Here is a 26,298-nt window from a genome sequence, read left to right on the forward strand (position 1 = left end):
CGGGGCTATCCAGGAGGGCTCCGACGCCGTGATCACACCAGACACAGCGAGATCATCTCACCCGTGACCAGCAGTTACGGGACAGCCCTTAGTTGGCGTCGTTCGCTATGCCACGCTTAATTACCTCGTCGGCTATCGTCATTCGGGCGCTCTATCCCTATCCCAGAAGGCACCCGGCCAAGATACGCCAGAAGCGAGAAGGATCCAGATCGGGGAACGGTAGCAAGTGAGCTCGACCGAAGGCTCGGCGGGTCCTGCAGGCGGAGGCAGTTGACGAACTGCTGTTCGTTCGGGGCACCCTTCAGGCAGGAAACGGCCGGGACTGGATAGCACCATCACCGCAGCTCAGCGACCCCGGGGCGGACAACTACACGTCACCGGCCCACCTTCGCGGCAGCAGAGACTCCGGTCTCGCCGAGGCTGGCTCGGTACTGGTCACCACTGAGAGGCATGGTGAGTGTCGGCGCACCCCATGATGTCCGCGGAACCGAGCTCCTCGCAGGCTCCGAGTGTGTGGCCTCAACTTCCCTCCTGGACTCCCTCATATCAGTGCCAGCTTCCGCACGAGAGCCGCACCCCAGCCATGACCTGCCCACGACCAAGATCCGGACCACACGCGGACCCGTGGCTTGGCACTGGCCTTACAAGCCATCGATCGCACTGGTCAAAGCCGCGCGGGCAGATGTGCCACCAGTAGTCGAAGAACCTGCTGTCAGATGTGACACGCGCACCTGGCGCCCCTTGGGGCTACTCAGTTGGTACGGCCGGAGGATCCCTCTACAGTCGCACCAGAGCAGCTCACTGACCGAGGAAGCTCAGACGCACGCTGCGGTTGGTGTTGCTCGTGTTTGTATCCACCAGGCACACCGACTGCCAGGTGCCGAGTTCCAGACGGCCGTCGATCACCGGCAGGGTCGCATGGGGCGGGACCAGTGCCGGGAGCACGTGGTCGCGGCCGTGGCCGGGGCTGCCGTGGCGGTGCTGCCAGCGGTCGTCGGCGGGGAGCAGGGTGTGCAGGGCGGCGAGGAGGTCGTCGTCGCTGCCGGCGCCGGTCTCGATGACGGCGATACCGGCGGTGGCGTGCGGGACGAAGATGTTCAGCAGGCCGTCGCGGCCGCCCGCCGCTTCCCGCAGGAAGTCCTCGCAGTCCCCGGTGAGGTCGACGACGCGTTCCCGGGAGCCGGTGGAGACGTTCAGGATTCGGGTGGTGAAGGCATCTGACATGCCTCCATCGTGGCGCATGCGTAGAGCACCGGGTGGGAAGAGCGGCGCACGGGCACGCTGTTGGTGGAAGCGTGAACGAAATGCGTGAGGTCGAGGTGGTCGTCGTAGGCGCTGGGCAGTCCGGGCTGTCCAGCGCCTATCACTTGCGCCGTGCCGGCTTCGAGCCGGACCGCGACTTCGTGGTCCTCGACCACTCCCCCGCGCCGGGCGGCGCCTGGCAGTTCCGCTGGCCCTCGCTGACGTTCGGCAAGGTGCACGGGATGCACGCGCTGCCCGGGATGGAGCTGACGGACGCCGATCCGGCGCGGCCGTCGGCCGAGGTGGTCGGCGCGTACTTCGACCGGTACGAACGCGCCTTCGACCTGCGGGTACGACGTCCCGTCGAGGTGCGGGCGGTGCGCGAGGGGAACGGCGGACGGCTACTCGCGGAGACCTCCGACGGCACTTGGTCGACCCGGGCGCTGATCAACGCGACCGGCACCTGGGACCATCCGTTCTGGCCGCGCTATCCGGGTCAGGAGACCTTCCGTGGACGGCAGTTGCACACCGCGCAGTACGCCGGGCCCGAGGAGTTCGCCGGGCGGCGCGTGGTGGTCGTGGGCGGCGGCGCCTCCGGCACCCAGCATCTGCTGGAACTCGCCCCGTACGCCGCCGCGACCACCTGGGTCACCCGGCGGCCTCCCGTCTTCCGCGAGGGACCGTTCGACGCGGAGGCGGGACGGGCGGCCGTCGCACTGGTCGAGGAGCGGGTGCGCGAGGGGCTGCCGCCGCGCAGCGTGGTCTCGGTCACCGGGCTGCCCCTGAACGACGCGATCCGCCGGGGACTCGCGGACGGGATCCTGGCCCGGCGGCCGATGTTCGACCGCATCACCCCCGAGGGCGTGGAGTGGCGTGACGGCGACCGGGTGGACGCCGATGTGATCCTTTGGGCGACCGGGTTCCGGGCGGCGCTCGGCCACCTCGCCCCCTTGCGGCTGCGGGAGCCGGGCGGCGGGATCCAGGTGGAGGGAACACGCGCGGTGGCCGATCCCCGGGTCCACCTCGTCGGCTACGGCCCCTCGGCCAGCACCATCGGCGCCAACCGCGCCGGCCGCGCGGCCGTGCGGGACATCAAGCGGCTGCTGGCGGAGGACCGGCCCGCCGCCGCGTGACGAACCGCCGGACCGGTGGCCCCATCGGACCGGACTACCCGGTCGCCGCGGTCGACCCCGACGGCTCGGCCGTCCCAGCGGCACGGCCGTCCCGTCGGCGCGGTCGCCTCAGCCGGCCTTGCCGGACCGCTTCGCGGACGGGGAAGGTGACGGGGACGGGCTCTGGCTCTGGCCCGTCTGCTGCTCGGCCTTCTGCCGCACGGAGTTGAACTCCGCCACGTTGCGCACATGGGTGTCGTAGTCGGCGGTGAAGCGGGTGTCCCCGGGCTTGACCGTCACGAAGTAGAGCCAGTCGCCCGGCGTCGGATTGATGGCGGCGCGCATCGCGTCCTCGCCGGGGTTGCCGATCGGCGTCGGCGGCAGACCCATGCGCTGATAGGTGTTGTACGGGCTGTCGATCTTGGCGTCCTCCTCGGTGGTGCGCGCACGGCCCAGCGCGTACGTGAGGGTGGAGTCCAGTTGCAGCGGCATCCCGCGCTCCAGCCGGTTGAGGATGACCCGGGCGACCTTGCCCATGTCATCCTTCTTCACCGCCTGCGCCTGGATGATGCTGGCGATGGTGAGGGCCTGGTAGACGTTCATCGAGTTGCGCTGTGCCCCGGCGGCAACCGGCGCGCCGTCGAATTTCTGGTGGGCGGCGTCCACCATGGAGCGCAGCAGGGACTCCGGGGTCGAGCCCTTGCGCAGGGGGTAGGAGGCCGGGAAGAGGTACCCCTCCGGGTTGCCCCCGGCGTCCTTGGGCAGCGTCAGCCTGGCCTTGCCGAGTGACGTGCGGGTGCTGCCCGAGGGCAGAGCCAGCGCCTTGTCGATCGCGTCGTAGACCTGGCTCGCGCGCCAGCCCTCCTGGACGACGAGCGCGGCGGGCCTCGGGACCTCGTGATGATCGGCCACCGTCAGCAGCGGCACCGCCACGGCGGTGCCGGCCACGACGGCACCGGCGACGACGAGTACGAGTCTGCCCCGGCGTGTCAGTCGGATCCTGCTCCGTGGCGGAGTGTGCGTCTGCATGCGGGAACCGTAATACGCGAATCACCGCAAACCCGGCATATATTCAGCTTGTCGGCCCTAGTCTCCGTCTCGGCCCGCCTCCTCGGCCGCCCGCCCGAGCCCACGGGCCCCGGTCACCGCTTTCACCCGGCCGGCTCCAGTTGCGCGTCCCTGCGCACCAGGGCCGCGTACCGCCCATCACGCTCCAGCAGTTCCTCGTGCGTGCCGCGTTCGGCGACGTGCCCGGAGTCCAGGACCACGATCTGGTCGGCACCGCGGACGGTGGACAGCCGGTGGGCGATGGTGATCGTCGTACGGTTCGCCGAGAGGGCGTCGATGGCTCCCTGCACGGCGGCCTCGGTCCGGGTGTCCAGGGCACTGGTCGCCTCGTCCAGGATGAGGACCGGGGGGTCGCGCAGGATGGTGCGGGCTATGGCCAGGCGCTGCTTCTCACCACCGGAGAAGCGGTGTCCGCGCTCGCCCACGACCGTGTCGTAGCCGTCGGGCAGCGCCGCTATGTGGTCGTGGATCTGCGCCGCCCGGGCCGCGGCGTGCAGTTCCTCGTCGGTGGCGCCCGGCTTGGCGAAGCGCAGGTTCTCGGCGACGGAGGCGTGGAAGAGGTACGTCTCCTGGGAGACCACGCCGACCGCGCGGGCGAGGGTGTCGAAATCGAGGTCACGGACGTCGACCCCGTCGAGGGTGACCCGGCCGCCCGTGACGTCGTAGAGCCGGGGCACGAGGTAGCCCAGCGTGGACTTGCCCGCGCCGGTGGGGCCGACGATCGCGAGGCTGCCGCCGGCGGGGACGGTGACGTCGATGCCGTCGAGAACGGGGCCGCCCTTGTCGTCGTAGCGGAACTCGACCTCCTCGAAGCGGACTTCGCCCTTGACCTGGTCGAGGTGGACCGGCCGCGGCCGCTCGGTGATGTCGATCGGTAGGTCCAGGTACTCGAAGATGCGCTGGAAGAGCGCGAGGGAGGTCTGGATCTGGACGCCGGTGGCGAGCAGGCTCACGGCCGGGCGGAACAGACCCTGCTGGAGCGAGACGAAGGCGACGATGGTGCCGAGCGAGGCCTGGGGGCCGCCGAAGTGGAGGGCCAGGCCGGCCGTCCAGTAGATGACGGCGGGCATGGCGGCCATGACGATGGTGATCACGGCCATGCGCCAGCGCCCGGCCATGTTCGATCTGACCTCCAGTTCGACCAGCCGCTCGGACTCCTCGGCGAAGGAGCCGGTCAGCGAGTCGGTGCGGCCCATGGTGCGGCCGAGCAGGATGCCGCTGACCGAGAGGGACTCGGTGACCGTGGCGGCCATCGCGGCCATCTGCTTCTGACGCTCGGTGGTGATCTTCTTGCGCTCGTTGCCCACGCGGCGGCTGATCCAGACGAAGGCCGGCAGCAGGAGCAGCGAGACGATGGTGAGTCGCCAGTCGAGGGCGACCATCGCGACGATGGTGGCCACCACGCTGGTGACGTTGGAGACCAGTGAGGTGGCGGTGGAGGTGACCGTCGCCTGCATGCCGCCGATGTCATTGGCTATGCGGGACTGCACCTCGCCGGTGCGGGTGCGGGTGAAGAAGGCGAGCGACATGCGCTGCAACCGGCCGTAGACGGCGGTGCGCAGGTCGTGCATGACGCGCTGGCCGACGGTGGTCGAGATCAGCGTCTGCAGCACGCCGAAGACACTGGAGAGGACCGCGCTGAAGATCATGCCGAGCGCGAGCAGGCTCAGCAGGCCGGTGCGGCCCCGCGGGATCGCGACGTCAAGAGTCTCCTTGAGCAGGAACGGCGTGGCCACCGAGACCAGCGAGGAGGCGCCGACCAGCAGGCCGACGGTCGCGAGCCGCCCGCGGTAGGGACGGAACAGCTTGAGGATCCGCCGCCACTGCCGGGGCTGGCCCTTGGCGTCGGCGGGCGGGGTCCAGGAGGATTCACGGTCGGGATGCATGGGCTCCTACGGAGGGGAACGGGCGCCGGTCCGGATGGCCGACGATGGCGGAACGGATCGTAGCTCATTGTTACCTATACTCACAATGAACCGCATCCTGATATTGTTCCCGCATGACCACCGCCGATCCCGAGGGACTGCTCGCCGAGCAGTTGCTACGGCTCACCCGCCGGGTGCACCGCATCCAGAAGCGCCATCTGGAACGGCGCGAGCTGGGCGTCACCCCCGCCCAGTCCCGGCTGCTGCGCACCCTCGCGCACTACGCCTCGCCGCCGCGCATGGCCGACCTCGCCGAGCGCCTGGAGGTGGTGCCGCGGGCCGTGACGACGCTGGTCGACGGCCTGGAGGCGAGCGGAAAGGTGCGCCGGGCACCGGATCCGGCGAACCGGCGCGTGACCCGGATCGAGCTGACCGACGAGGGGCGCGCGACCCTGCGTGAACTGCGCGGCGCACGGCGCTCGGCGGCCGAGGAGATACTCGCCCCGCTGACGGAGAAGGAGCGTCAGGTGCTCGGCGTGCTGCTGGACACCCTGGTCGACGGAGACCCCGCGAAGCCCTGCTGACTCACAGCACGCGGCCGACCCCCGCCGGTCCGAGCAGCACGGCTGCTCGCGCGCGGCGTCCAGGGTGTACGCGGCGCCGCCGCAACAGAGGTCGTCCCGTGTTCTACGGCGAGTTGGGCGTCGTCGCCATGAGCCGACGACGGGCGAGTGCCCCATGGGGCGTGTCTGGCACGCCGTCACCCTGACGGACATTTAGTGCTATAAGCAGATCATGCTGGCATAGTGCGTTCATGGAGATCACGCCCGCAGGCAGCCCGGTGGGGCCTCCGCGCCAGAGGCCCGGGAAGGGGCGCGGAACAGCACCTCCCCGCCGCGCGGCCCTCGCCCTCGTCGGTGCCCTCACCCTGACCGGCGCCGTCGTCTGCCTCGACCTGTTCCCGCACGAGCGCCACGGCTCGCCCGCACCCGGCCCGGCCGCCTCACCGGGGCGCGCCGCCGCTTCGGGTCCGGCGGGAGGCCCGCCCCCGTCGCCCGGCGCCCCCGGCATCGGCGACCCGCTGATGCCGCTCGCCGGAAACGGCGGCTACACGGTCCGCCGTTACACACTGGACTTCGACTGGCAGGCGCCCCGGACGCCCTTCGAGGCAGGCGCCACCATCAGCGCCACCGCCACCCAGGCCCTCTCCCGCTTCGACCTCGACTTCGCGGGCAACACGCTCCACCGGGTCACGGTCGACGGCGCACCGGCCGCCGTCGTACGCGACGGCGACGAACTCGTGGTCACCCCGGCCCGGCCGATCCCCCGCGGCCGCGCCTTCACCGTCCATGTCGCGTACACCGCCGACCCCACCCAGCAGCGCCACCGCGACGACGCGATCCGGGACTACGGCTGGGTGCCCACGCCCGACGGCACCGTGGTCTGCGCCCAGCCCGACGGTGCCAGGATGATCTTCCCGGCGGACGACCACCCGAGCCTGCGCGCGCCGGTCACCTTTCACGTGACCACCCCCGCGGACATCACCGCGGTGGCCAACGGACGCCTCGTCAGCACCGCCAAGCGGCCCGGCGGACGCGTCGAATGGACCTACGACTCCGAGCAGCCGATCGCCGCCCAGCTGGTCCAGCTCGCGATCGGCAGGTTCCACGTCGTCGACAGCAGCGGCCCGCGCGGGTTGCCGGTCCGCGACGTCGTCCCGGACGGCCTGGTCGGCGACACCGAGGAGTACCGCTCGCTCACCCCGGAACACCTGGCCTGGCTCGAACAGCGGCTCGGGCCGTATCCGTTCCCCCGCTACGGCGTGCTGGTCGGGGACACCGAGCTGCCGGTGGCGCTGGAGACCCAGTCGCTGTCCGTCCTGCCGAAGGACGACCTGCTCGGCGACCGCGTCGACGCCGAACGCAACCTCGTGCACGAGCTGACGCACCATTGGACGGGCGACAGCGTCGCCATCCGGCGCTGGTCCGACCTGTGGCTGAGCGAGGGTCACGCCCGTTACTACGAACGGCTGTACTCCGACGCGCACGGCGGCGTCAGCATGGACGACGCGATGCGTGACGCCTACGAGCAGCACGACCAGTGGCGGCACGACGACGGCGCGCCCGCCGAACCCACCGCGGACACGCTGTTCAAGGTGATGCGCTACGACGGCTCGGCCCTGGTGCTGTACGCCCTGCGGGAGAAGGTCGGTGCCGCGGCCTTCGAGCGGATCGAGAAGTCCTGGGTGAGCACCTACCGGGGCCGCGTGGCAGGCACCGGGGACTTCATCGGCCTCGCCTCGCGGGTCGCCGGACAGGATCTGAAGCCCTTTCTGACCGCCTGGCTCCAGGGGCCGCACACCCCGCCGATGCCGGGGCACCCCGACTGGCGGACCGACCCGGTCGAGAACGCCGAGGACTGAGCCCGGTGTGCCGCGTCACCCGCCCGTACGGCTGCCCGCGCTGACGGGCCGTCGGGGCGGAGCCGCTGCCGCCGACCGGGTGGCCTCTGCCGGGCCGCTGGTCCACCCCGGTGACGGTTGGCGCGACGGGACACGCGGGGCACGGAAACGTACAAGGGGTGGTTGTCAGGGGCAACTCCTTAGCCCTGGCTGCGAAGAGCGCGATGAGCATGTTTGGAGACCCGTGCCATGAAAAGACCCACCACCCCACGTGTCCCCACCGGCCGCGTGTGCCGCCGAACCGCTTGTGCCATCGGATCGGCGGCCTTGCTGGCGCCGCTGCTGCTCACCCCGATGACCGACGACGAGGCGCCGGAGCAACGCCTGCAGGTCGCCTTCACCGATGCCGCCCACGACTTCCATGTACCGCGCAGTGTTCTCATGAGCGTGTCCTATGTGCAGACCCGCTGGGACGCTCATCCCGGCTCCCCGAGCGTCGCGGGCGGTTACGGACCGATGCATCTGGTGGACACCAGCCGGTTTCCGGCCACGCCGCCCTCCCCGGGGGTCCAGGGCGGTGGTGCGCTCCAGCCCAGCGCGGGGGCGGCGGGAGCGCCCGCCGCGCGGCCCGACGGTGTCCTGGCCGGCCGGGCCGTGAAACCGGCGGACTTGCAGCGCGCCGCCCGGCTGACCGACGCTCCGGCCGGCCGCCTGCGCACGGATGCCACCGCCAACGTGCGCGGCGGCGCCGCCCTGCTGGCGGTCACACAGCGGCAGCTGGGCAAGCCCCTCAGCGCCGATCCGGCGGACTGGTGGGAGGCGGTGGAACGTTTCCCCGGCACTCCTGACATCACATCGGCCGCAACCTACGCGAACGACGTCTTCGCGGTGATCCGCAAGGGCGCCCACCGCACCACCGCCGAGGGCCAGGAGGTCTCCCTGCCCGCGAACCCCTCCGTGCGCCCCCACACCGTGCGCGTGGAGAAGCCCCGGCACGCCAAGGGGACGGAGTGCCCGGCCGAAGTGTCCTGCGACTGGCTCGCGGCGCCGTACGAGGAGATCGACGACGACGGCGACTACGGCAACCACGACCTCGCCGACCGGCCGCGCGACCAGAAGATCGAGTACATCGTCATCCACGACACCGAGGCCAAGCTGTCGAGCATGTTCCAGACGGTGCAGGACCCTACCGAGGCGTCCTGGCACTACTCGATCCGCTCCAGCGACGGTCACATCACCCAGCACGTCCAGGCCAAGGACGAGGCCTGGCACTCCGGCAACCAGTACGTCAACGCCCGCTCCATCGGCATCGAGCACGAGGGCTTCCTCCGGCAGCCCGGCACCTGGTTCACCGAACAGATGTACCGGACCTCGGCGCGTCTGGTCCGCTATCTCGCCAAGAAGTACGACATCCCGCTCGACCGGCAGCACATCTTCGGCCATGACAACGTGCCCTCGCCGACCGGCGGCTCCATTCCCGACATGCACGACGACCCGGGCCCCTTCTGGGACTGGCGCCACTACTTCGACCTCCTCGGCGCGCCCCTGAAGGCCACGGCCGGGCCGGACAGCGACATGGTGACGATCCTGCCGGACTACGCCACCCACTCGCCCAAGTTCACGGGCTGCCTGAAGGCCGGGGTGACCTGCCCGAAGCACGGCTCCAGCGCTGTGCGCATGTACACCCGCCCGGACGAGAAGGCACCGCTCATCCAGGACCCGGGCCGCCACCCGGACGGCGGGGAGTCCACGCTGGACGTCGACGACCTGGGGGCGCGTGCCTCGGCCGGCCAGACCTTCGCCGTCGCCGAACGCCGCGGCGACTGGACGGCGGTCTGGTACCAGGGCCGCAAGGCCTGGTTCAAGAACCCGAAGAACCAGGCGACGGCGGTCGGCGCGGCCGGCGAGATGGTGACGCCCAAGGAGGGCCTGGACGAGATCCCGGTCTTCGGCCGCGCCCTGCCCGAGGAGGACGCCTACCCGGAGGACATGGAGGAGGAGCCCGAGGCGCCGCTCCCCTACCACTTCCGCGCGGGCCAGCGGTACGTCACCGAGGGCACCATCGACAGCTCCTTCGTCCCGCGCTCCGCCTTCGTCGAAACGCCCGAGCCGGTGGTCAAGGGCGAGGAGACCTACTACCAGATCCAGTTCGACCACCGCATCGCCTACGTCCGCTCGAACGATGTGGACGTGATCGGCTCGCCCGTCACGGCGGGATCGACGTCGGCACCGCAGGACGGCCCGGCGGACGACTGACGACCGCGCGACCGTCAGACGCCGGGATCCGCCCGGCCCCCCATCACCACGGGGGTGCCGGGCCGGGTCGCGCGGGCGGGACGCGTAGCCGTCGATGTCATGGTCGTACGGCAGCCTGCTTCCGGGGGCGGTGAACGTACCCCGACGGCGGAGAGCACTCCTACCAGGCCACGCTTGTCGTCCTCGTTCGTGGTGGGGGCCCTGCCGCGCTCGTCACGAGCAGGGTTCCGAGGGCAGTCGCCCAGCGCGTCGAGCGCCGCACACGGTCTGTCCGCACCGGGCCCCGCCGGCATGACGCCCGATCGACGCGAAAACCGTTTGTATTTCCCCGCTCGGCGAAGCGAACCTTTCACGGCTTGTCCCGGGCCGTCACCGTCGGCCGCCGCCGTTCCCTGACACGCTGTCACGAGCCATCTGGACGTCATGCAGATTCACGACCTTCCCTATCCCGACCCGGGCGTGCCCGACGCGCGCTCGGGACCCCGATTCCTGTGGTGGCTCTGGCGCAACCAGCTGGGCGGCCAGTTGAAGGCACTGGCCTGGGGCCTGCTCCACTTCGTCGCCGTCTCCGCGCTGCCCTTCTGCGTCGGCCACGCCGTGCAGGCCGTCGTGGACCGGTCCGGCTCCCGGCTGGCCCTGACAGGTGGTCTGATGCTGCTGTGCGGCGCGGCCGTCGCCGTCGGCGACACCTTCCTGCACCGGGCCGCCGTCACCAACTGGATCACCGCCGCCGCCCGCGTCCAGCAACTCCTCGCCCGCAAGGCGGCCGAACTCGGCTCGGCTCTGACCCGGCGGGTGGCGGCCGGCGAGGTGGTCGCCGTCTCCACCGGCGACGTGGAGAAGATCGGCTGGTTCGTGGAGGCGGTGTCCCGCTTCACCGCCGCCGCGCTGACGGTGGTCGTCGTCTGCATCGGACTCGTCGTCTACCAGCCGGCGCTCGGCACGATCGTCGCCGCCGGACTCCCTGTCGTGGCGCTCGCCGTGCTGCCGCTGCTGCCCCGCGCCACCCGCCGCGCGGACGTACAGCGGGAGAAGGCGGGCCGCGCCACCGAACTGGCCTCGGACACCGTCGCCGGACTGCGGGTGCTGCGCGGCATCGGCGGCGAGGAACTCTTCCTCGACCGCTACCGCCGCGCCTCCCAGGAGGTGCGGCACGCGGCGGTGCGCAGCGCCCGCATGTGGTCGCTGATCTCGGCCGTCCAGGTGCTGCTGCCGGGTCTGCTGCTGATCGCGGTCGTCTGGTACGGCGTCCGTCTGGTCCGCGAGGGCCGCATCGCCGTCGGGGAACTGGTCACCGTCTACAGCTCGGTGATGATCCTCAGCTATCCGTTGCAGCACTTCCAGGAGATCGCGATGTCCTACTCGTTCTCCCGCCCTTCGGCCAAGCGGGCCGCGCGGGTGCTGTCGCTGCGGCGGTCCACCGTGGCAGCAGGGGACGGAGGCGGGGGCCGGGCGGACCTTCCCCGCGGCGATCTGTACGACCCCGCCACCGGGCTGGCCGCTCCGGCCGGCCGGCTCACCGCGGTGGTGTGCGGCGACCCGGACGCGGCCGGACGGCTCGCGGAGCGGCTCGGCGGCCATCCCACGGAACCGGGCCGCTCGGTACTGCTCGGCGGGACGCCCCTGGACGAACTCCCCCTGGACGTCGCCCGGGCCGCTGTCCTCGTCCAGGACAAGGACCCTGTGCTGCTGTCCGGCAGCCTGCGCGAACTGCTCGACGTGCCCGCCTCCGGCGCCGTCACGGCCGCCGACGCGCTCGAGGCCGCGCGGTGCGAGGACGTCCTGGATGCCCTGGTGCAAGGATCCCTGGACGCCGCCGACCCGATGGACGCCCGCATCACCGAGCGCGGGCGATCGCTCTCCGGCGGCCAGCGCCAGCGGCTCGCCCTGGCCCGGTCCCTGATCACCGATCCGGAGGTGCTGGTGCTGGACGAGCCGACCTCCGCGGTCGACTCGCACACCGAGGCCGGCGTCGCGGACGGGCTGCGCCGGCTGCGCTCGGGGCGCACGACGGTGATTTTCACCTCCTCGCCGCTGCTCCTCGACCGCGCCGACCAGGTCGTCCTGGTCCACGAGAACGAGGTCGTGGCGAACGGCACGCACCGCGAGCTGTTCGACGGCGAGCCCCGGTACCGGGCCGTGGTGACCCGTGAGACGGACGACGAACCGGCCGCGGCCGGCGAGGGCGCGTTGCTGGACGCCCTCGAGGAACTGGAAGAGATCGAGGAGAGCGCATGATCGGCGTCGCGCCCCCGGCGGACGACCCGGCGGCCCCGACGACCGCCACCACCCTGCCCGTCGGCGCTGCGTCGACCGTACGCGTCTACGTAGCCGAGCTGTTCCGTCGGCACCGCCGGGCCTTCCTGCTGCTGATCACCGTGAACACGGTGGCCGTGATCGCCTCCATGGCCGGCCCCTACCTGCTCGGCGACCTGGTCCAGCGGGTGTCGGACGGGGCCCGGGATCCGCGTCTCGGCCCGACCGCGGGGCTGTTCCTGCTGGCGCTCGTCGTGCAGGCGACATTCGTCCGGCAGGTACGGCTGCGCGGCGCCGTGCTCGGCGAACGGATGCTCGCCGACCTGCGCGAGGACTTCCTCGTCCGCTCCGTCGGACTGCCGCCCGGCGTGCTGGAACGGGCGGGCACCGGCGACCTCCTCTCCCGCATCACCACCGACATCGACCGCCTGGCCAACGCCATGCGCGAGGCCGTACCGCAGCTGGCGATCGGTGTCGTGTGGGCGCTGCTGCTGCTCGGCGGTCTCGTGGTGACGGCGCCCCCGCTCGCGGCCGCCGTCCTGCTCGCCGGGCCGGTCCTGGTGGCCGGGTGCCGCTGGTACTTCAAGCGGGCGCCCGCCGCCTACCGCTCGGAGGCCGCCGGGTACGCCGCCGTCGCCGCGGCGCTCGCCGAGACCGTGGACGCGGGCCGCACCATCGAGGCACACCGGCTGGGCGCCCGCCGTGTCGCCCTGTCGGAGCAGCGGATCAAGACCTGGACCGGCTGGGAGAGGTACACGCTCTGGCTGCGGTCCGTGCTCTTCCCGGTCATCAACGCCACCCATGTCATCGTCCTCGGCTCGGTCCTGATGGTGGGCGGCCTGTTCGTCCTGCACGGCCGGCTCGACGTGGGCCAGCTGATCACGGGCGCCCTCATGGCGCAGATGCTCGTCGACCCGCTGAACCTGATCCTGCGCTGGTACGACGAGGTGCAGGTGGCCCAGGTGTCGCTCGCCCGCCTCGTCGGGGTACGGGAGATCGAACCGGGTACCGGCGACGCGTCGGTGGCGCCCGAGGGCCGGGACGTGCATGCCGACCGGGTGCGCTTCGGCTACCGGGAGGGCGTCGACGTGCTGCGCGAGGTCTCCCTCCGGGTGGCGCCGGGCACCCGGCTCGCCCTGGTCGGCCCCTCGGGCGCGGGCAAGTCCACTCTGGGCAGGCTGCTCGCCGGGATCTACACACCCCGGGACGGCCGGATCACCCTCGGCGGGGCCGAGCTGTCCCGGATGCCGGCCGAACGCGTCCGCTCGCACGTCGCCCTGGTCAACCAGGAACACCATGTCTTCGTCGGCTCCCTGCGGGACAACCTCCTGCTGGCACGCACCGGCGCCGACGACGCGGAGCTGTGGGCGGCCCTGGGCGCCGTGGACGCCGACGGTTGGGCGCGGGCACTGGAGGAGGGCCTGGACACCGGGGTCGGATCCGGCGGCCTGACGCTGACCCCGGCGCAGGCCCAGCAGATCGCGCTGGCCAGGCTGGTGCTGGCCGATCCGCACACGCTGGTCCTGGACGAGGCGACCTCGCTCCTCGACCCGCGCGCGGCCCGTCACCTGGAGCGGTCCCTGTCCCGGGTCCTGGACGGCCGCACGGTCGTGGCCATCGCCCACCGGCTGCACACCGCCCACGACGCCGATGTGATCGCGGTGGTGGAAAGCGGCCGGATCAGCGAGCTGGGCAGCCATGACGACCTGGTCGCGGCGGGCGGTGCCTACGCGGCCCTGTGGCGGTCCTGGCACGGCTGAGCACGCGGCGCGGGCGGCTCCGGCGAGGGCCGCCCGGACCCCGTGCCGTTGCGCGGTGGTAAGCAGCAGTGGAAGTCTGGAGAAGGGCACCGGTTCGGGTTCCGCCCGGGAATCTCCCGGTTCGTGCCGTGCGACATCCGTGCCGCGTGTGCCGACGGCCCGCCGCCCGCTTCGGCGGTGTGCGGCCGTCCTCACCACCTGGAGGTAGTCGTGGACAGCGCCGACAGCTGGGGGGACGACGTCTACCAGCCCGATCCCTCGGAGATCCGGGAGGACTCGGGGGTGCTCGACGTCGAGGACACTCTGGACTTCGACGGTGTCGACGACCCCCTCGACCGCGGCTGGTCACCTCCGGAGCGGCCCTGGGCGGTGGAGCACGAGGGTGTGACCGCGGCGGAGCGCAAGGCGGGCGAGACCCTCGACCAGCGCCTCGCCGAGGAGCTGCCCGACCGGGAGGCCCCCGACGGCGACGGCATCGGCGACTGCGAGGGCACCGACGGGGAACTTCTGGACAACGAGGTCGGCGACCTCCGCTCCGGCCGCCTGGTGGCACCCGACGAGGGGGCGCACGAGGACGAGGAGGCCGCCCTCGTGGCCAGCGACGTCGGCATCGACGGCGCCGCGGCCTCCGCGGAGGAGGCCGCGATGCACATCGTGGACGAGGACTCGGTCTCCGGTTGACCCGGGGGCCCTGGCCGAGCCGCCGGATGCCTGCCCGACCGCCCCGCACAAGGAGCCGCCATGCAGCAGGACAAACACCCCGACTACCACTTCGTGGTCTTCCGCGACCGCGCCGCCGGATACGCCTTCCTGACCCGGTCCACCGCGCAGAGCGAGCAGACCATCGAGTGGGACGACGGACATGCCTACCCGGTGGTCGACGTGGAGATCTCCTCGGAGAGCCACCCCTTCTACACCGGCAAGGCCCGCACGGTCGACACCGAGGGCCGCATCGCCCGCTTCGAGCGCCGCTACGGCGGGGCGGACGCGGGCGAGGCCACCTGACCCGAAGGGCCGGCTCAGATCATGTTGAGGGCCGCCGCGCAGCCCACTCCGCCGAGCACCATGAACACCGGCATCAGCACCTTCAGCTCGACCCAGCTGCCCGCCCGGAACCGGATGACCTTCGGCGGCCCCACCGGATACCAGCGCTTGCGGCCCAGCGGGATGGGCCACAGGATCGGGCAGCCCGAGACCGTCAGCGCGTCCCCGATGTCGTGCACCAGCGCGCCCAGCACGATCGGCAGCCCCAGCCACATGTACTGCTGACCGGGCTCGGTGAACAGCCAGTCCGAGCCGTTGCCGGGCTTGTCGAGCACGCCCGCCAGGATCCACGCGGAGGCCGCCGCCAGCAGCCAGACCAGGATGTCGCTGCTGGAGCCCCGGGCCGCCCGCCACAGCAGGCCCTCGATCGCCAGAACCATGTGCACGAACAGGATCGCCAGCACCGCCCAGCGGCCCCCGGTGATCGCCGCGGCCGAGCAGCCGGCGCCGATCAGGACCGCCCACACCCAGGTGTGCGTCAGCGTGCGGTGACCGCCGGAGCGGCGGGGGTCGCCCTTCTTCCGCGTCGCCTTGTAGACGGCGTAGGACAGCTTGTCCACGATCTCGCAGAGCCAGCGGGAGATCGGCCCGAAGGCGTGCGAGATGGTGGCCGCCTTGTGGTCGAGGTCCGGGGCGAGCGCGGCCCCCGCGCAGATCAGGGCGCCGACCAGCAGGACCGGCCAGGGCATCGGGTGCCCGGCCGCGGCGGCGGCCGCTCCGACACCGAGCCAGGCCGCGGCCCCCGACAGTGAGTGTGCTGGTCCCATCATGGCCGCTTCCCGCCCCATTCCTGTTGTGCGACTGTCCAGTTGACCTGGTGCGCTGACGCGCCATCGGCGACACAGCGTAGCTGCCGTGATCTTCCCGGCCACAGCCGATTCCCCGATCGGGGAGGAGGGCAGGCAAGATGGGAGCGTGACCCTCATCGATCAGCTGCCGCCGACCGCCGACCCCGACGCCCTGTACGAAGCCTTCGAGTCGTGGGCCCAGGAGCGCGGCCTCACCCTCTACTCCCACCAGGAAGAGGCACTGATCGAAGCGGTGTCGGGGGCGAACGTGATCGTCTCCACGCCCACCGGCTCCGGCAAGAGCATGATCGCCGCGGGCGCGCACTTCGCGGCGCTGGCCCGGGACGAGGTCACCTTCTACACGGCCCCGATCAAGGCGCTGGTGTCGGAGAAGTTCTTCGAGCTGTGCAAGCTGTTCGGCACCGAGAACGTCGGCATGCTGACCGGCGACGCCTCCGTGAACGCCGACGCCCCCGTGATCTGCTGCACCGCCGAGGTGCTGGCCTCGATCGCGCTGCGCGACGGCAAGGACGCGGATGTGGGCCAGGTCGTCATGGACGAGTTCCACTTCTACGCGGAGGGTGACCGCGGCTGGGCCTGGCAGATTCCGCTGCTGGAGCTGCCCCAGGCACAGTTCATCCTGATGTCGGCCACTTTGGGCGATGTGTCGTTCTTCGAGAAGGACCTCACCCGCCGCACCGGCCGCCCGACCGCGGTGGTCCGCTCGGCGACCCGTCCCGTGCCGCTCTCGTACGAGTACAAGCTGACCCCGCTCACCGAGACGCTCACCGAACTGCTGGAGAGCAAGCAGGCGCCGGTGTACATCGTCCACTTCACCCAGGCGCAGGCCGTGGAGCGGGCCCAGGCGCTGATGAGCATCAACATGTGCTCGCGTGCGGAGAAGGACCAGATCGCCGAGCTGATCGGCAACTTCCGCTTCACCACCAAGTTCGGCCGCAACCTCTCCCGTTACGTCCGGCACGGCATCGGCGTGCATCACGCCGGCATGCTGCCCAAGTACCGGCGGCTGGTGGAGAAGCTCGCCCAGGCCGGTCTGCTGAAGGTCATCTGCGGCACGGACACGCTCGGCGTCGGTGTCAACGTGCCCATCCGCACCGTGCTGTTCACCGCGCTGACCAAGTACGACGGCAGCCGCGTGCGGACCCTGCGGGCGCGCGAGTTCCACCAGATCGCGGGCCGGGCCGGCCGGGCGGGATTCGACACGGCGGGCCTCGTCGTCGCCCAGGCGCCGGAGCACGTCATCGAGAACGAGAAGGCGCTGGCGAAGGCGGGCGACGACCCGAAGAAGCGGCGCAAGGTGGTGCGCAAGAAGGCGCCGGAGGGCTTCGTCGGCTGGACGGAGAACACCTTCCAGAAGCTGATCGACTCGGAGCCGGAGCCGCTGACGTCCCGTTTCCGAGTGACGCACACCATGCTGCTGTCGGTGATCGCCCGGCCGGGCAACGCCTTCGAGGCGATGCGCCATCTCCTGGAGGACAACCACGAGCCGCGCAAGCAGCAGCTGCGGCAGATCCGCCGGGCGATCGCGATCTACCGTTCGCTGCTGGACGGCGGCATCGTGGAGAAGCTCGACAGGCCCGACGCCGAGGGCCGTATCGTGCGGCTCACGGTCGACCTCCAGCAGGACTTCGCGCTCAACCAGCCACTGTCCACCTTCGCCCTCGCCGCGTTCGAACTTCTCGACCCCGAGTCGCCGTCCTACGCCCTCGACATGGTCTCCGTGGTCGAGTCCACCCTGGACGACCCGCGGCAGATCCTCGTCGCCCAGCAGAACAAGGCGCGCGGCGAGGCGGTGGCCGCGATGAAGGCCGACGGCGTCGAGTACGAGGAGCGCATGGAGCGCCTCCAGGACGTCAGCTACCCGAAGCCCCTGGAAGAGCTGCTCTTCCACGCCTACAACACCTACCGCAAGAGCCACCCCTGGGTCGGCGACCACCCGCTGTCGCCGAAGTCGGTCGTCCGCGACATGTACGAACGGGCGATGTCCTTCACCGAGTTGGTCTCCTTCTACGAGCTGGCCCGCACCGAGGGCATCGTGCTGCGCTACCTCGCCAGCGCCTACAAGACCCTCGACCACACCATCCCGGACGACCTGAAGTCCGAGGACCTGCAGGACCTGATCGAGTGGCTCGGCGAGATGGTGCGCCAGGTGGACTCCAGCCTGCTGGACGAGTGGGAGCAACTGGCGAACCCCGAGGAGATGACCGCGGAGCAGGCCCAGGAGAAGGCCGACGAGGTCAAGCCCGTCACCACCAACGCGCGTGCCTTCCGGGTACTGGTGCGCAACGCGCTGTTCCGTCGTGTGGAGTTGGCCGCGCTGGACCAGGTCGAGGAACTCGGCGAGATGGACGCCGAGTCCGGCTGGGACGCCGACGCGTGGGGCGAGGCGATGGACAAGTACTGGGACGAGTACGAGGACCTCGGCACCGGCCCCGACGCCCGCGGCCCCAAGCTGCTGGTCATCAAGGAGGAGCCGGAGAACGGTCTCTGGCGGGTGCGCCAGATCTTCGACGACCCGGGCGGCGACCACGACTGGGGTATCAGTGCGGAGGTCGATCTCGCGGCCTCGGACGCCGAGGGCCGTGCGGTCGTACGCGTCACCGATGTCGGCCAGCTGTGACCACAGGAGAATCCCACCCATGACGACGAATCCGGCCGAAAGACTGGTCGATCTGCTCGACCTCGAACAGATCGAGGTCAACATCTTCCGCGGACGCAGCCCGCAGGAGTCCTTGCAGCGCGTCTTCGGCGGCCAGGTGGCGGGCCAGGCGCTGGTCGCCGCCGGCCGCACCACGGACGGCGACCGCCCGGTGCACTCGCTGCACGCGTACTTCCTGCGCCCCGGCCGTCCGGGGGTGCCGATCGTGTACCAGGTGGAGCGGGTCCGCGACGGGCGCTCGTTCACCACGCGCCGCGTCACCGCGGTGCAGCAGGGCCGCACGATCTTCAATCTGACCGCCTCCTTTCACAAGCCCGAGGAAGGACCGTTCGAACACCAGCTGCCGCCGGCCCGTGAGCTGCCGCACCCCGAGTCACTGCCGACGGTGGCCGAGGAGATACGCAAGCACCTGGGCACACTGCCGGAGCAGTTGGAACGGATGGTGCGTCGCCAGCCCTTCGACCTCCGGTACGCCGACCCACTGCGCTGGACCGACGAGGAGGTCAGGGGCGCCGAGCCGCGCAGCGCCGTGTGGATGCGCGCGGTCGGACCACTGGGGGACGACCCGCTGGTCCACACCTGCGCCCTGACCTACGCCAGCGACATGACGCTTCTGGACGCCGTGCGCATCCCCGTCGAACCGCTGTGGGGCCGCCGGAGCTTCGACATGGCCTCACTGGACCATGCCATGTGGTTCCACCGGCCGTTCCGCACCGACGAGTGGTTCCTGTACGACCAGGAGTCGCCTATCGCCACCGGTGGGCGGGGCCTGGCCCGTGGGCGCATCTACGACATCGAGGGGCGACTGCTCGTCTCGGTCGTCCAGGAGGGGCTGTTCCGGTCCTTGTAGCGGGCCGTCGGCCGACCCGACCGCGGGTGCTCAGACCTCCGCGGGCCGAGGCGTTCCCCGCCGCAGCCACGTGCGCAGACGGCGGGTGGAGCGGGGCGGAGTATGTCCGGTTCCGGGGAACCGGGGTGTGGAGGCCGGAGCCGGCCGCACCCGCGGCACGTGTCGCCGCTCGTGCGCGCGCCCTCCGGAGGTCCGGCGCGGCTCGGCTGTCCGCACCATCGATTGCGCCGCTCCCTCCGTCGGCACCGCCGGCTCCGAAGCCAGCTCCACCGGAGCTGAAGTCGGCTCCTCCAACGCGGTGACCGTGCGTGCCATCGGCGGGATCGGCCGGGCCGTCGGGAGCGCCGTCGGCCTGGCCCGGCGGACGGCCGGGCGCGGGGCCGGAGAAAGGGCCCGCGCTTCTTCGACCGAACAGGCCAGGTCACAGCGCAGCCACTCGATCTCGTCGGTGTCCTGTGCGGTCGTGATCCGCTCGGCGAGGGGGCCGAACGCCGCTCCGGACAGAGTCTGACCGGGCAGCGCGGGCCGGAGCCGGTTCACCCAGGCGCGCTCGTACGGGTCCTCCACGACGTCGGCGACCTCGACGGGCGGGAGCAGGGTCGCCAGGGCCCCGGCTCGGGCCCACGGGTCCTCGGCCTGCCGTAGCAGGCATCCCAGCTGCCTCATGCGCCAGTTGCGGGCACGCAGATCCACACCCTCCGCGAGCTGACTGCGCAGCGTCTCGGGTGTGCGCCCCTTGAGCAGGCTCGCGTTCTCGGCGACGGCCGCGAAGTACTTCAGCTCTTCGGTGAGGTAGAGCCAGACCACGGCCCCGTACCGGTTGACGTAGACCTTCACGGGTACGAGCAGGCCCAGGCGGGCGAGCCTGGTGAAGCGGCCGACCGGGATGCCCATCAGCTCGGCGCCGTCGGCCGTGCCCACGACGCGCACCCGATCGATGAGCGTGTCCCGGAACCCGTCCTGCGCCCGGAGCCGGTCGATCTCCGCGCGCTCCACCAGCCTGCCCCCTCCACCGCCCTCGTCGGGCACGGTCCGCACATGGCCGAGCTGCACGGCGAGGTCGAACTCGCCTCGTAGAATGGCCAGTTCACGAGCGGCCTGGCTCGGTGTGCAGGTGTCGGAGCGGGCTGGTCCCAAGATATTCGCCGACATGGTCGTACTCCCCCGTGGAGCGGGTGGCTCACGCCTTGTGCGATCGCCGTGCACACACCGTAGCCGTTTCGACGCATCGCGTGCCGGGCCTGTGGATAACTCCGCGGATCTTCGGGAATTCCCAGGTCAGAGATCTGTGCTGGGTGCTCGCTCGGGTTTCCGGGCGCCGACGCCGAGGTGTTCGCCGACCCGGTTGACGAGCAGGGTCATCTCGTAGGCGATCTGCCCGATGTCGGCCTCCGCCCCGCTGAGCACGCACAGACAACTGCCGGAGCCGGCCGCGGTCACGAACAGCACGGCGTCGTCGTACTCGATCATCGTCTGGCGCACCGCGCCCGCGCCGAAGTGGCGCCCCGAGCCCTTGGCCAGACTGTGCAGTCCGGATGCCACGGCGGCGAGGTGTTCGGCGTCCTCGCGGCGCAGGCCCGTGCTCGCGCCGGTGACCAGCCCGTCGTTGGACAGGACCAGCGCGTGCCGCACATCGTCCACACGTTCCGTCAGATCGTCCAGGAGCCAGCCGAGTCCCTGGTTGTGCGCCATTTCCGTCTCCCCGTGTGATGTCTCCCCCTGGCCGGAGGAACCCTCCGCAAGCCTTCCCCACGTGTGGCGTACGGGCAAGCAGGATGGACGCATGGCACAGAAGATGACCGATGAGGAATGGCGGGCGTTCGTCTCAAAGGGCACCCGCACCGGCAAACTGTCCACCGTTCGCGCCGATGGGAGCCCTCATGTGGCCCCGGTGTGGTTCCTGCTGGACGGGGACGAACTGGTCCTTCTCACCGGCCGGGACACCGTGAAAGGGCGCAATCTCGCCCGTGACGGGCGTGTCGCGCTGTGTGTGGACGACGACCGGCCACCGTTTCATTTCGTGGTGCTGAACGGCCGCGCCCGGCTGTCGGAGGACCCGGCGGAACTGCGCCACTGGGCCGCGCGGGTCGCCGCGCGGTACATGGGCGAGGACCGGGCCGAGGAGTTCGGCGCCCGCAACGGCGTTCCCGGTGAACTGCTGGTCCGCGTCCCCGTCGAACAGGTGGTGGCGGTGCGGGACCTGGCGGCCTGAGTGTCTCTCGGCTGATCGACACTCCGGGGTGCGCCTGGCCCGATCGCTCCGCAACCCGAAAAGCGCGCGTGCGGAGTCAGGGCATCATGCGGGGCATGAGCCACGACCACGCGCATGTCCAGGAGTTCTTCACCGCTCGGGCCGCCGACTGGGACAGCAGGTTCCCCGAGGACGGGCCCGCGTACGCGGCCGCCGTGGCCGACCTCGAACTGCGGGCGGGCGACCGCGTGCTGGACGCGGGGTGCGGGACGGGGCGCGCGCTGCCCCCGCTTCGGGCCGCCGTGGGCCCCACCGGCGTGGTGCTCGGCGCCGACCTGACCCCGGCGATGCTCACGGCCGCCGCAGCCGCGGGCCGGGACCGGGAGGGAGCTTTGCTGCTCGCCGACGTGGCCGCTCTGCCGCTGCCCTCCGAGTGCCTGGACGCGGTGTTCGCGGCGGGGCTGATCGCTCATCTGCCGCGCCCGGTGGAGAACCTGCGGGAGCTCGCCCGGGTGGTGCGGCCCGGCGGGCGGCTCGCCCTGTTCCACCCGATCGGCCGCGCGGCCCTGGCGGCGCGGCAGGGCCGGCGGATCACGTCGGACGACCTGCGGGCCGAGCCCAGTCTCCGGCCCCTGCTGTCCCGTTCGGGGTGGCGCATGACGTCGTACGTCGACGAGGACGCCCGCTTCCTCGCCCTCGCCGTGCGCGAGGGCTGAAGGATCAGATGTTTCCGGCGACGGCGGCCGCGAAGGCGTCGGGGTTGTCGAACATGACGTTGTGCCCGGCGCCCGGCACCGTCAGCACCCGCACCCCGGACAGCTCCAGCCGCTCCCGGTCGGCGAGTTCTCCGCTCTTCTCCCCCTGCAGGTACACCCGGTCGATGTCCAGGCCCTCCAGGATCGTGCGCATCACGGGGTCGGAGCCGCGCCGCAGACCGACGGCACTGCGATGCAGGGCACGCGGATCCGTCAGCCGCATGGTGGCCGCCCACAGCGGCCCGACGGCCTCCAGCACGCGCGCGTAGGCCTTCTCGACGAATTCGTTCTCCTCGTAGGTGGCGATCGCGCTGCTGCCCGCCGTCAGGGGCGGGAAGGCATCCAGGTTGGCCTCGGAGAGCACGAGCCTGGAGACGAGTTCGGGCCGTCGGCGCGCGAGCACGATGGCGACGGCACCGCCCATGCTGTGCGCGATCAGTTCGACGCCTGTGACCTCCGCCGCGTCCAGCGCGGCCGCGACCGCGTCGGCGTGGTCCTCCAGCGTGTAACCGAAGCGCTGGGGCCGGTCGCTGAGGCCATGGCCGGGCAGGTCCATGAAGAGACTGCGCCTGCCCGTGAGTTCGGGACGCGCCGCGATGTGCGCGTGATAGGCCGCGGACATCGAGCCCAGCCCGTGGAGATAGACCCGGGCGGGCTCCTCCCCCGACACCTCCGTCCAGCGGATCCGGCTTCCCTCGCCATCGAATACGGCCTGCCGCACGACGCCCTCCCTGCCGATCTCGGATCTTGATGACCGATCGACCATACATCGATGTCGATGTATTCCGTCAACAGAGTATCAAGATACCGCTGTACAGCGGTGCGGTAGAGCCGTAGGGAAGAATGCGCCCATGCTCGAACTCGCCATCCTGGGATTCCTGTACGAGGCCCCCCTGCACGGTTACGTCCTTCGCCGGCACATCGCGGCCCTCACTGGGCATGTGAGGCCCGTCGCGGAGAGCACGCTGTACCCGGCGATCAAGCGGCTGGAGAAGGCCGGACTGCTGGTCCGGGCCACCGAGCCGGGCGCCGTGGCCGCGCCGCGCCATGTGCTGCGACTGACCGAGGAGGGCCGGCAGGAGCTGAGGCGCCGGCTCGCCGAACCGGGGCAGCGCGAGATCACCGACGAGAACCAGTGGTTCGTCCTACTCGCCTTCCTGCGCCATCTGGCGGATCCCGCCGCCCAGGCCGCTGTGCTGCGCCGACGGCTCGCCTTCCTGGAGGAGCCGACGAGTTTCTTCTACGACGGCGACCGGCCGGTCCGCGCCGAGGAGGTGAGCGACCCCTTCCGGCAGGGGATCCTCACCATCGCGCGTGCCACGAGCCTGGCCGAACTCGCCTGGCTGCGCGACACCCTCGCGTCACTCGGGGGACTCGACCGCTGAGGTGTCCAGGTGCCGCACCGGGCAGCCGCGCAGGCCCGGGACCGGGTGGGTACCGAGGTCGGCCACGCGATAGCCGTTCGGATACCCCTTGATCTCCCGGTTCTGGCGCGCGTAGTGAGGCGCCCGGCGCGGCGGCAGCAGCCGTACCACCCGGCTGCGCGCCCTGACGGCACGGCGCACCAGGGCGACGGTGGCCGCGCCGGGCCGCTGGTAGCGGAACGCGTTCAGCAGCGGTTCGTCGAGTAGAGCGAGCACGCCCGTGCGCAGCAGGGGCGCCATGGGGCGCGGGTACCAGGACGCCATCAGGCCGAGGGTGGCGTCCGAGACCCGCCGAGCCCCCTCGTCCCAGCCGAAGTGCGCCTTCTCGTAGGTGTCGAGGAGGGTTTCGAACTCTTCGTAGGTCTTGGGGATGCCGGGGATGCCCATGTGCCGGCCGAGCGTCCGGTAGTACTCGGCTGCGGCGACGATCTCGTGCCGGGACAGCCGGCGCCAGCCGTAGGCGTCGATCCAGCGCTTGGGCACCACGACGAAGGTGCTGAGCACGTACCGCATGTCGTCGTCGCTGATGTCGTAGCTGCGGTGCATCTGGTTGATGCGGCGGATCGCCGTACGCCCCTGTTCAGCGACGAAGCCGTGCTCCAGGACGGTGTCGAGGAGCAGCGCGGTGTCGTCGTACCGCTTCTGTGTGCGGTCGGTCAGCTCGGCAGTCCGCGCGAGGAGCCGGCCGATGCTCGGAACGGCGTAGGTGCGGTACAAGGCCAGTTCGAGAGCGCGCGTGTAGTCCCAGGGGAATTCGTAGGTGGCGCTGAGCCGGTAGATCTCCGGCGCGTCCGCCACCGGGTCCAGCCGGCGGATCCGCTCCAGCCGTTCGAAGCGCTTCACCGCGTCGTCCCCCTTCTGCCGCCGGCACCCAACTCTACGTGGCCGGCGAGGAGGTGGACCATCGCCGATCTCCCCATTTTCGAAGGGAAAACCGGTGCCTGTGTTCGGCGGGATCCGCGCCGGGAGCGTCCCATGGTGGGGGCGGTCTGGGGAAGTCCCGTGGAGACCGTGGTCGTTTCGCCCCCGTCCAGGGGGAATGTTGCAGGTCCGCGCGGTGTGAGGAGTCGTGACAAGGGCCTTCCGTCCGGATTAGGGTGCGCGCGGTTGGACAAAGCACTGGGAGGCTGGGATGGCCGGGACGGACGATGGGGCCGTCGCCGCCGCGGACGATGCGCTGTATGTGCTGACGGCGGTGCTGCTGACGCCGGCGCAGTTTCCGAGCGTGCTGGGCGACGACTATCCGGAGGCGTGCGCGACGCTGGGGCTCACGCCCCGCGCCGACGGGTACGGCCTGGTGCTCGGGCAGGACGGCGACGGCGCCCGCTGGACGGTCGTCATCGACGATGTCTCGCTGGTCGCCGTGGCGATCGCGTCCTGGGACTGCGGTCTGGAGTACGAACTCTCGCCGGAGGAGCACGCCATCGTGGCCGCGCTTCCGGGCTGGCCGCTGGCGGTCGCCGTCGCCGCCCCCGGCGTCCCCGCGCCGCACGATCCCGATCCCGAGACGTCGGAGCGGCCCCCGCTGGCTCCGCCGGACACCGGCGTCTGGGGTCCGGCTCAGCGGCGCCTGGGCGCCGACGAGATCGCGTCGCAGTGGGCCGCCTGGCGGCAGCAGATCAACGATGAAGAGTTCGCCGCACCGGCCGGCCCGTCCCCCGCCGCCGAGCCCTCGGCACGAGCCGAGGAGGGCGGCGAGGGGCAGGGGGAGGCCAAGAAACCGTCGCAGGGCGGGCATCAGGGGATCCGGCGGGTGCTCGCGGAGGCGCGCGCCTATGTCGACTCACCGCCGCCACTGGGCCGGGTGCGCTCCACCTTCGCCCCCGGCGACGCCCGCACGCTGCGCGCGGACGGCCCCGGCTGGTCGATGGTGGCCCGCACCGACGACATCGCCTTCGTCCTGCTCGACGACGAGCCGGGCGAGGTCCTGCCGGTCGGCCGTGGCCCGGAACTGCCCGGACTACTGGAAGCCCTCGACAAAATGGCCGTCCGCCCCCTGTGACCCGAAACGGCGCGGTGTCCGTCTCAGCGGCCGAGTTCCTTGCGGGTGACCCTGCGCACCCTGCGCCGCTGGGACGGGTCCAGCGCCAGATAAGCGGCCGCCGGGACGCCCACCACGATCAGGAACGCCACCCACCAGGGCAGCCATATCAGCAGGAGCAGGCCGACCACCACGCCCCCTGCGGCGATCTTCGCGTTTCTCGACATGAGCGTCGCCTCCTTCACGGCCACTGCCGTTCTCTGATGTGAGAACGGCCTCCCGCTCCCCGCGGTTCCGGCCGTCACCCCTGAGACTTCCCTGAGGCGGGCCCCTAGTGGGCCGGCCGTGTTCCGCCGGGCGAAGGGCGTCCGCGGAGTGTGACGAGTGATCCAGGTCACGACGTCAGCATAAGGGCGTCACCGTGATGCCGCCCGTGCCGTGCGCGGCGAACGACCGGGGAGCGCGGCACATGTACGTACCGCGCTCCCCAGCCTTCTTCCGTTACCGCCTCGTGCGTGTGGCCGTCAGCCGCGCGCGGCGAGGAGGTGGTCCATCGCCAGCTGGTCGAGGCGTTCGAACGCCATGCCGCGCGCGGCGGCGGCGTCGACGTCGAAGTCCTCGAACG

At 71.3% G+C, this 26,298-nt stretch carries 23 protein-coding genes; 14 read left to right on the forward strand and 9 right to left on the reverse strand.

The features are described from left to right. Positions 1-798: 798 nt before the first annotated feature. Complete coding sequence (locus AB0927_RS38930; protein WP_366672589.1) at positions 799-1,224, reverse strand: secondary thiamine-phosphate synthase enzyme YjbQ; 426 nt, start codon at positions 1,222-1,224, stop codon at positions 799-801. Between the two features lie 71 nt (positions 1,225-1,295). Here AB0927_RS38930 and AB0927_RS38935 point away from each other — a divergent pair, with 71 nt between their 5' ends. Beyond that, entirely contained in the window at positions 1,296-2,375 is a 1,080-nt protein-coding gene (locus AB0927_RS38935) for an NAD(P)-binding domain-containing protein (protein WP_366672590.1), read from the forward strand. A 108-nt stretch (positions 2,376-2,483) separates the two neighbouring features. Here the strand turns inward: AB0927_RS38935 and mltG are convergent, their stop codons facing one another. Further along, positions 2,484-3,383, reverse strand: coding sequence for an endolytic transglycosylase MltG (gene mltG, locus AB0927_RS38940; RefSeq protein WP_366672591.1), 900 nt, complete (start codon positions 3,381-3,383; stop codon positions 2,484-2,486). A 122-nt stretch (positions 3,384-3,505) separates the two neighbouring features. Next, on the reverse strand, positions 3,506-5,308 hold the full coding sequence (locus AB0927_RS38945; protein ID WP_366672592.1) for an ABC transporter ATP-binding protein: 1,803 nt from the start codon (positions 5,306-5,308) through the stop codon (positions 3,506-3,508). A 113-nt stretch (positions 5,309-5,421) separates the two neighbouring features. Between AB0927_RS38945 and AB0927_RS38950 the strand changes: the two genes are divergently transcribed. The 7 genes from AB0927_RS38950 to AB0927_RS38980 all read left to right on the forward strand — a co-directional run bounded on the left by AB0927_RS38950 (position 5,422) and on the right by AB0927_RS38980 (position 14,965). Beyond that, positions 5,422-5,871, forward strand: a complete 450-nt coding sequence (locus AB0927_RS38950) for a MarR family transcriptional regulator (protein ID WP_366672593.1) — start codon at positions 5,422-5,424, stop codon at positions 5,869-5,871. 230 nt (positions 5,872-6,101) lie between these two features. Further along, positions 6,102-7,709 carry a M1 family metallopeptidase gene (locus AB0927_RS38955; protein WP_366672594.1) on the forward strand — a complete coding sequence of 536 codons (1,608 nt, stop codon included), beginning with the start codon at positions 6,102-6,104 and terminating at the stop codon, positions 7,707-7,709. Between the two features lie 333 nt (positions 7,710-8,042). Beyond that, positions 8,043-9,944, forward strand: coding sequence for an N-acetylmuramoyl-L-alanine amidase (locus AB0927_RS38960; RefSeq protein WP_366672612.1), 1,902 nt, complete (start codon positions 8,043-8,045; stop codon positions 9,942-9,944). Positions 9,945-10,367: 423 nt separating this feature from the next. After that, complete coding sequence (locus AB0927_RS38965) at positions 10,368-12,182, forward strand: ABC transporter ATP-binding protein (RefSeq protein ID WP_366672595.1); 1,815 nt, start codon at positions 10,368-10,370, stop codon at positions 12,180-12,182. Next, entirely contained in the window at positions 12,179-13,960 is a 1,782-nt protein-coding gene (locus AB0927_RS38970; protein ID WP_366672596.1) for an ABC transporter ATP-binding protein, read from the forward strand. The genes AB0927_RS38965 and AB0927_RS38970 overlap by 4 nt, the downstream gene beginning before the upstream one ends. 210 nt (positions 13,961-14,170) lie before the next feature. Next, positions 14,171-14,641, forward strand: coding sequence for a DUF5709 domain-containing protein (locus tag AB0927_RS38975; RefSeq protein WP_366672597.1), 471 nt, complete (start codon positions 14,171-14,173; stop codon positions 14,639-14,641). Between the two features lie 60 nt (positions 14,642-14,701). After that, entirely contained in the window at positions 14,702-14,965 is a 264-nt protein-coding gene (locus AB0927_RS38980; protein ID WP_366672599.1) for a type B 50S ribosomal protein L31, read from the forward strand. A 14-nt stretch (positions 14,966-14,979) separates the two neighbouring features. On the opposite strand, the gene AB0927_RS38985 is transcribed toward AB0927_RS38980, so the two are convergent. Then, positions 14,980-15,774, reverse strand: coding sequence for a metal-dependent hydrolase (locus tag AB0927_RS38985; protein ID WP_366672600.1), 795 nt, complete (start codon positions 15,772-15,774; stop codon positions 14,980-14,982). Positions 15,775-15,919: 145 nt separating this feature from the next. On the opposite strand from AB0927_RS38985, the gene AB0927_RS38990 reads away from it, so the two are divergent. Together AB0927_RS38990 and AB0927_RS38995 are read left to right on the forward strand one after the other, a co-directional pair. Then, positions 15,920-18,433, forward strand: a complete 2,514-nt coding sequence (locus AB0927_RS38990; protein WP_366672601.1) for a DUF3516 domain-containing protein — start codon at positions 15,920-15,922, stop codon at positions 18,431-18,433. A 19-nt stretch (positions 18,434-18,452) separates the two neighbouring features. After that, positions 18,453-19,322: an acyl-CoA thioesterase II gene (locus AB0927_RS38995; protein WP_366672602.1), complete on the forward strand. Its 870-nt coding sequence runs from the start codon at positions 18,453-18,455 to the stop codon at positions 19,320-19,322. A 30-nt stretch (positions 19,323-19,352) separates the two neighbouring features. Here AB0927_RS38995 and AB0927_RS39000 read toward each other — a convergent pair whose 3' ends face one another. Further along, positions 19,353-20,474, reverse strand: coding sequence for a DUF6397 family protein (locus AB0927_RS39000; RefSeq protein ID WP_366672603.1), 1,122 nt, complete (start codon positions 20,472-20,474; stop codon positions 19,353-19,355). Between the two features lie 126 nt (positions 20,475-20,600). Further along, on the reverse strand, positions 20,601-21,014 hold the full coding sequence (locus tag AB0927_RS39005) for a roadblock/LC7 domain-containing protein (RefSeq protein ID WP_366672604.1): 414 nt from the start codon (positions 21,012-21,014) through the stop codon (positions 20,601-20,603). Positions 21,015-21,105: 91 nt separating this feature from the next. On the opposite strand from AB0927_RS39005, the gene AB0927_RS39010 reads away from it, so the two are divergent. Together AB0927_RS39010 and AB0927_RS39015 are read left to right on the forward strand one after the other, a co-directional pair. Next, positions 21,106-21,534 (forward strand): PPOX class F420-dependent oxidoreductase, encoded by a 429-nt coding sequence (locus AB0927_RS39010; protein WP_366672605.1) that lies wholly within the window; start codon positions 21,106-21,108, stop codon positions 21,532-21,534. A gap of 95 nt (positions 21,535-21,629) precedes the next feature. After that, on the forward strand, positions 21,630-22,229 hold the full coding sequence (locus tag AB0927_RS39015) for a class I SAM-dependent methyltransferase (protein WP_366672606.1): 600 nt from the start codon (positions 21,630-21,632) through the stop codon (positions 22,227-22,229). Between the two features lie 4 nt (positions 22,230-22,233). Here AB0927_RS39015 and AB0927_RS39020 read toward each other — a convergent pair whose 3' ends face one another. Further along, positions 22,234-22,989, reverse strand: coding sequence for an alpha/beta hydrolase (locus AB0927_RS39020; protein WP_366672607.1), 756 nt, complete (start codon positions 22,987-22,989; stop codon positions 22,234-22,236). A 130-nt stretch (positions 22,990-23,119) separates the two neighbouring features. On the opposite strand from AB0927_RS39020, the gene AB0927_RS39025 reads away from it, so the two are divergent. Beyond that, positions 23,120-23,653 (forward strand): PadR family transcriptional regulator, encoded by a 534-nt coding sequence (locus AB0927_RS39025; RefSeq protein ID WP_366672608.1) that lies wholly within the window; start codon positions 23,120-23,122, stop codon positions 23,651-23,653. Here AB0927_RS39025 and AB0927_RS39030 read toward each other — a convergent pair. Beyond that, positions 23,630-24,535, reverse strand: coding sequence for an oxygenase MpaB family protein (locus tag AB0927_RS39030; RefSeq protein WP_366672609.1), 906 nt, complete (start codon positions 24,533-24,535; stop codon positions 23,630-23,632). The genes AB0927_RS39025 and AB0927_RS39030 overlap by 24 nt on opposite strands. A gap of 289 nt (positions 24,536-24,824) precedes the next feature. On the opposite strand from AB0927_RS39030, the gene AB0927_RS39035 reads away from it, so the two are divergent. Continuing rightward, a complete protein-coding gene (locus AB0927_RS39035; RefSeq protein WP_366672610.1) occupies positions 24,825-25,694 on the forward strand; it encodes a hypothetical protein in 870 nt (289 codons plus the stop codon). A 23-nt stretch (positions 25,695-25,717) separates the two neighbouring features. Here AB0927_RS39035 and AB0927_RS39040 read toward each other — a convergent pair whose 3' ends face one another. Continuing rightward, positions 25,718-25,900 (reverse strand): hypothetical protein, encoded by a 183-nt coding sequence (locus AB0927_RS39040; RefSeq protein ID WP_366672611.1) that lies wholly within the window; start codon positions 25,898-25,900, stop codon positions 25,718-25,720. Positions 25,901-26,298 lie beyond the last annotated feature (398 nt).

It is taken from the genome of Streptomyces sp. NPDC048106 (assembly GCF_040706415.1).
GTDB lineage: Bacteria > Actinomycetota > Actinomycetes > Streptomycetales > Streptomycetaceae > Streptomyces.

What these genes read in the sequence shown, in the direction of transcription:
- AB0927_RS38955 (WP_366672594.1), top strand. Translation starts at nt 6,102, where the DNA reads ATGGAGATCACGCCCGCAGGCAGCCCGGTGGGGCCTCCGCGCCAGAGG.
- AB0927_RS38980 (WP_366672599.1), top strand. Translation starts at nt 14,702, where the DNA reads ATGCAGCAGGACAAACACCCCGACTACCACTTCGTGGTCTTCCGCGAC.
- AB0927_RS39005 (WP_366672604.1), bottom strand. Translation starts at nt 21,014, where the DNA reads ATGGCGCACAACCAGGGACTCGGCTGGCTCCTGGACGATCTGACGGAA.
- mltG (WP_366672591.1), bottom strand. Translation starts at nt 3,383, where the DNA reads ATGCAGACGCACACTCCGCCACGGAGCAGGATCCGACTGACACGCCGG.
- AB0927_RS38970 (WP_366672596.1), top strand. Translation starts at nt 12,179, where the DNA reads ATGATCGGCGTCGCGCCCCCGGCGGACGACCCGGCGGCCCCGACGACC.
- AB0927_RS39040 (WP_366672611.1), bottom strand. Translation starts at nt 25,900, where the DNA reads ATGTCGAGAAACGCGAAGATCGCCGCAGGGGGCGTGGTGGTCGGCCTG.
- AB0927_RS38945 (WP_366672592.1), bottom strand. Translation starts at nt 5,308, where the DNA reads ATGCATCCCGACCGTGAATCCTCCTGGACCCCGCCCGCCGACGCCAAG.
- AB0927_RS38985 (WP_366672600.1), bottom strand. Translation starts at nt 15,774, where the DNA reads ATGATGGGACCAGCACACTCACTGTCGGGGGCCGCGGCCTGGCTCGGT.
- AB0927_RS39035 (WP_366672610.1), top strand. Translation starts at nt 24,825, where the DNA reads ATGGCCGGGACGGACGATGGGGCCGTCGCCGCCGCGGACGATGCGCTG.
- AB0927_RS38965 (WP_366672595.1), top strand. Translation starts at nt 10,368, where the DNA reads ATGCAGATTCACGACCTTCCCTATCCCGACCCGGGCGTGCCCGACGCG.
- AB0927_RS39000 (WP_366672603.1), bottom strand. Translation starts at nt 20,474, where the DNA reads ATGTCGGCGAATATCTTGGGACCAGCCCGCTCCGACACCTGCACACCG.
- AB0927_RS39010 (WP_366672605.1), top strand. Translation starts at nt 21,106, where the DNA reads ATGGCACAGAAGATGACCGATGAGGAATGGCGGGCGTTCGTCTCAAAG.
- AB0927_RS38930 (WP_366672589.1), bottom strand. Translation starts at nt 1,224, where the DNA reads ATGTCAGATGCCTTCACCACCCGAATCCTGAACGTCTCCACCGGCTCC.
- AB0927_RS39025 (WP_366672608.1), top strand. Translation starts at nt 23,120, where the DNA reads ATGCTCGAACTCGCCATCCTGGGATTCCTGTACGAGGCCCCCCTGCAC.
- AB0927_RS38960 (WP_366672612.1), top strand. Translation starts at nt 8,043, where the DNA reads ATGACCGACGACGAGGCGCCGGAGCAACGCCTGCAGGTCGCCTTCACC.
- AB0927_RS38950 (WP_366672593.1), top strand. Translation starts at nt 5,422, where the DNA reads ATGACCACCGCCGATCCCGAGGGACTGCTCGCCGAGCAGTTGCTACGG.
- AB0927_RS39015 (WP_366672606.1), top strand. Translation starts at nt 21,630, where the DNA reads ATGAGCCACGACCACGCGCATGTCCAGGAGTTCTTCACCGCTCGGGCC.
- AB0927_RS38995 (WP_366672602.1), top strand. Translation starts at nt 18,453, where the DNA reads ATGACGACGAATCCGGCCGAAAGACTGGTCGATCTGCTCGACCTCGAA.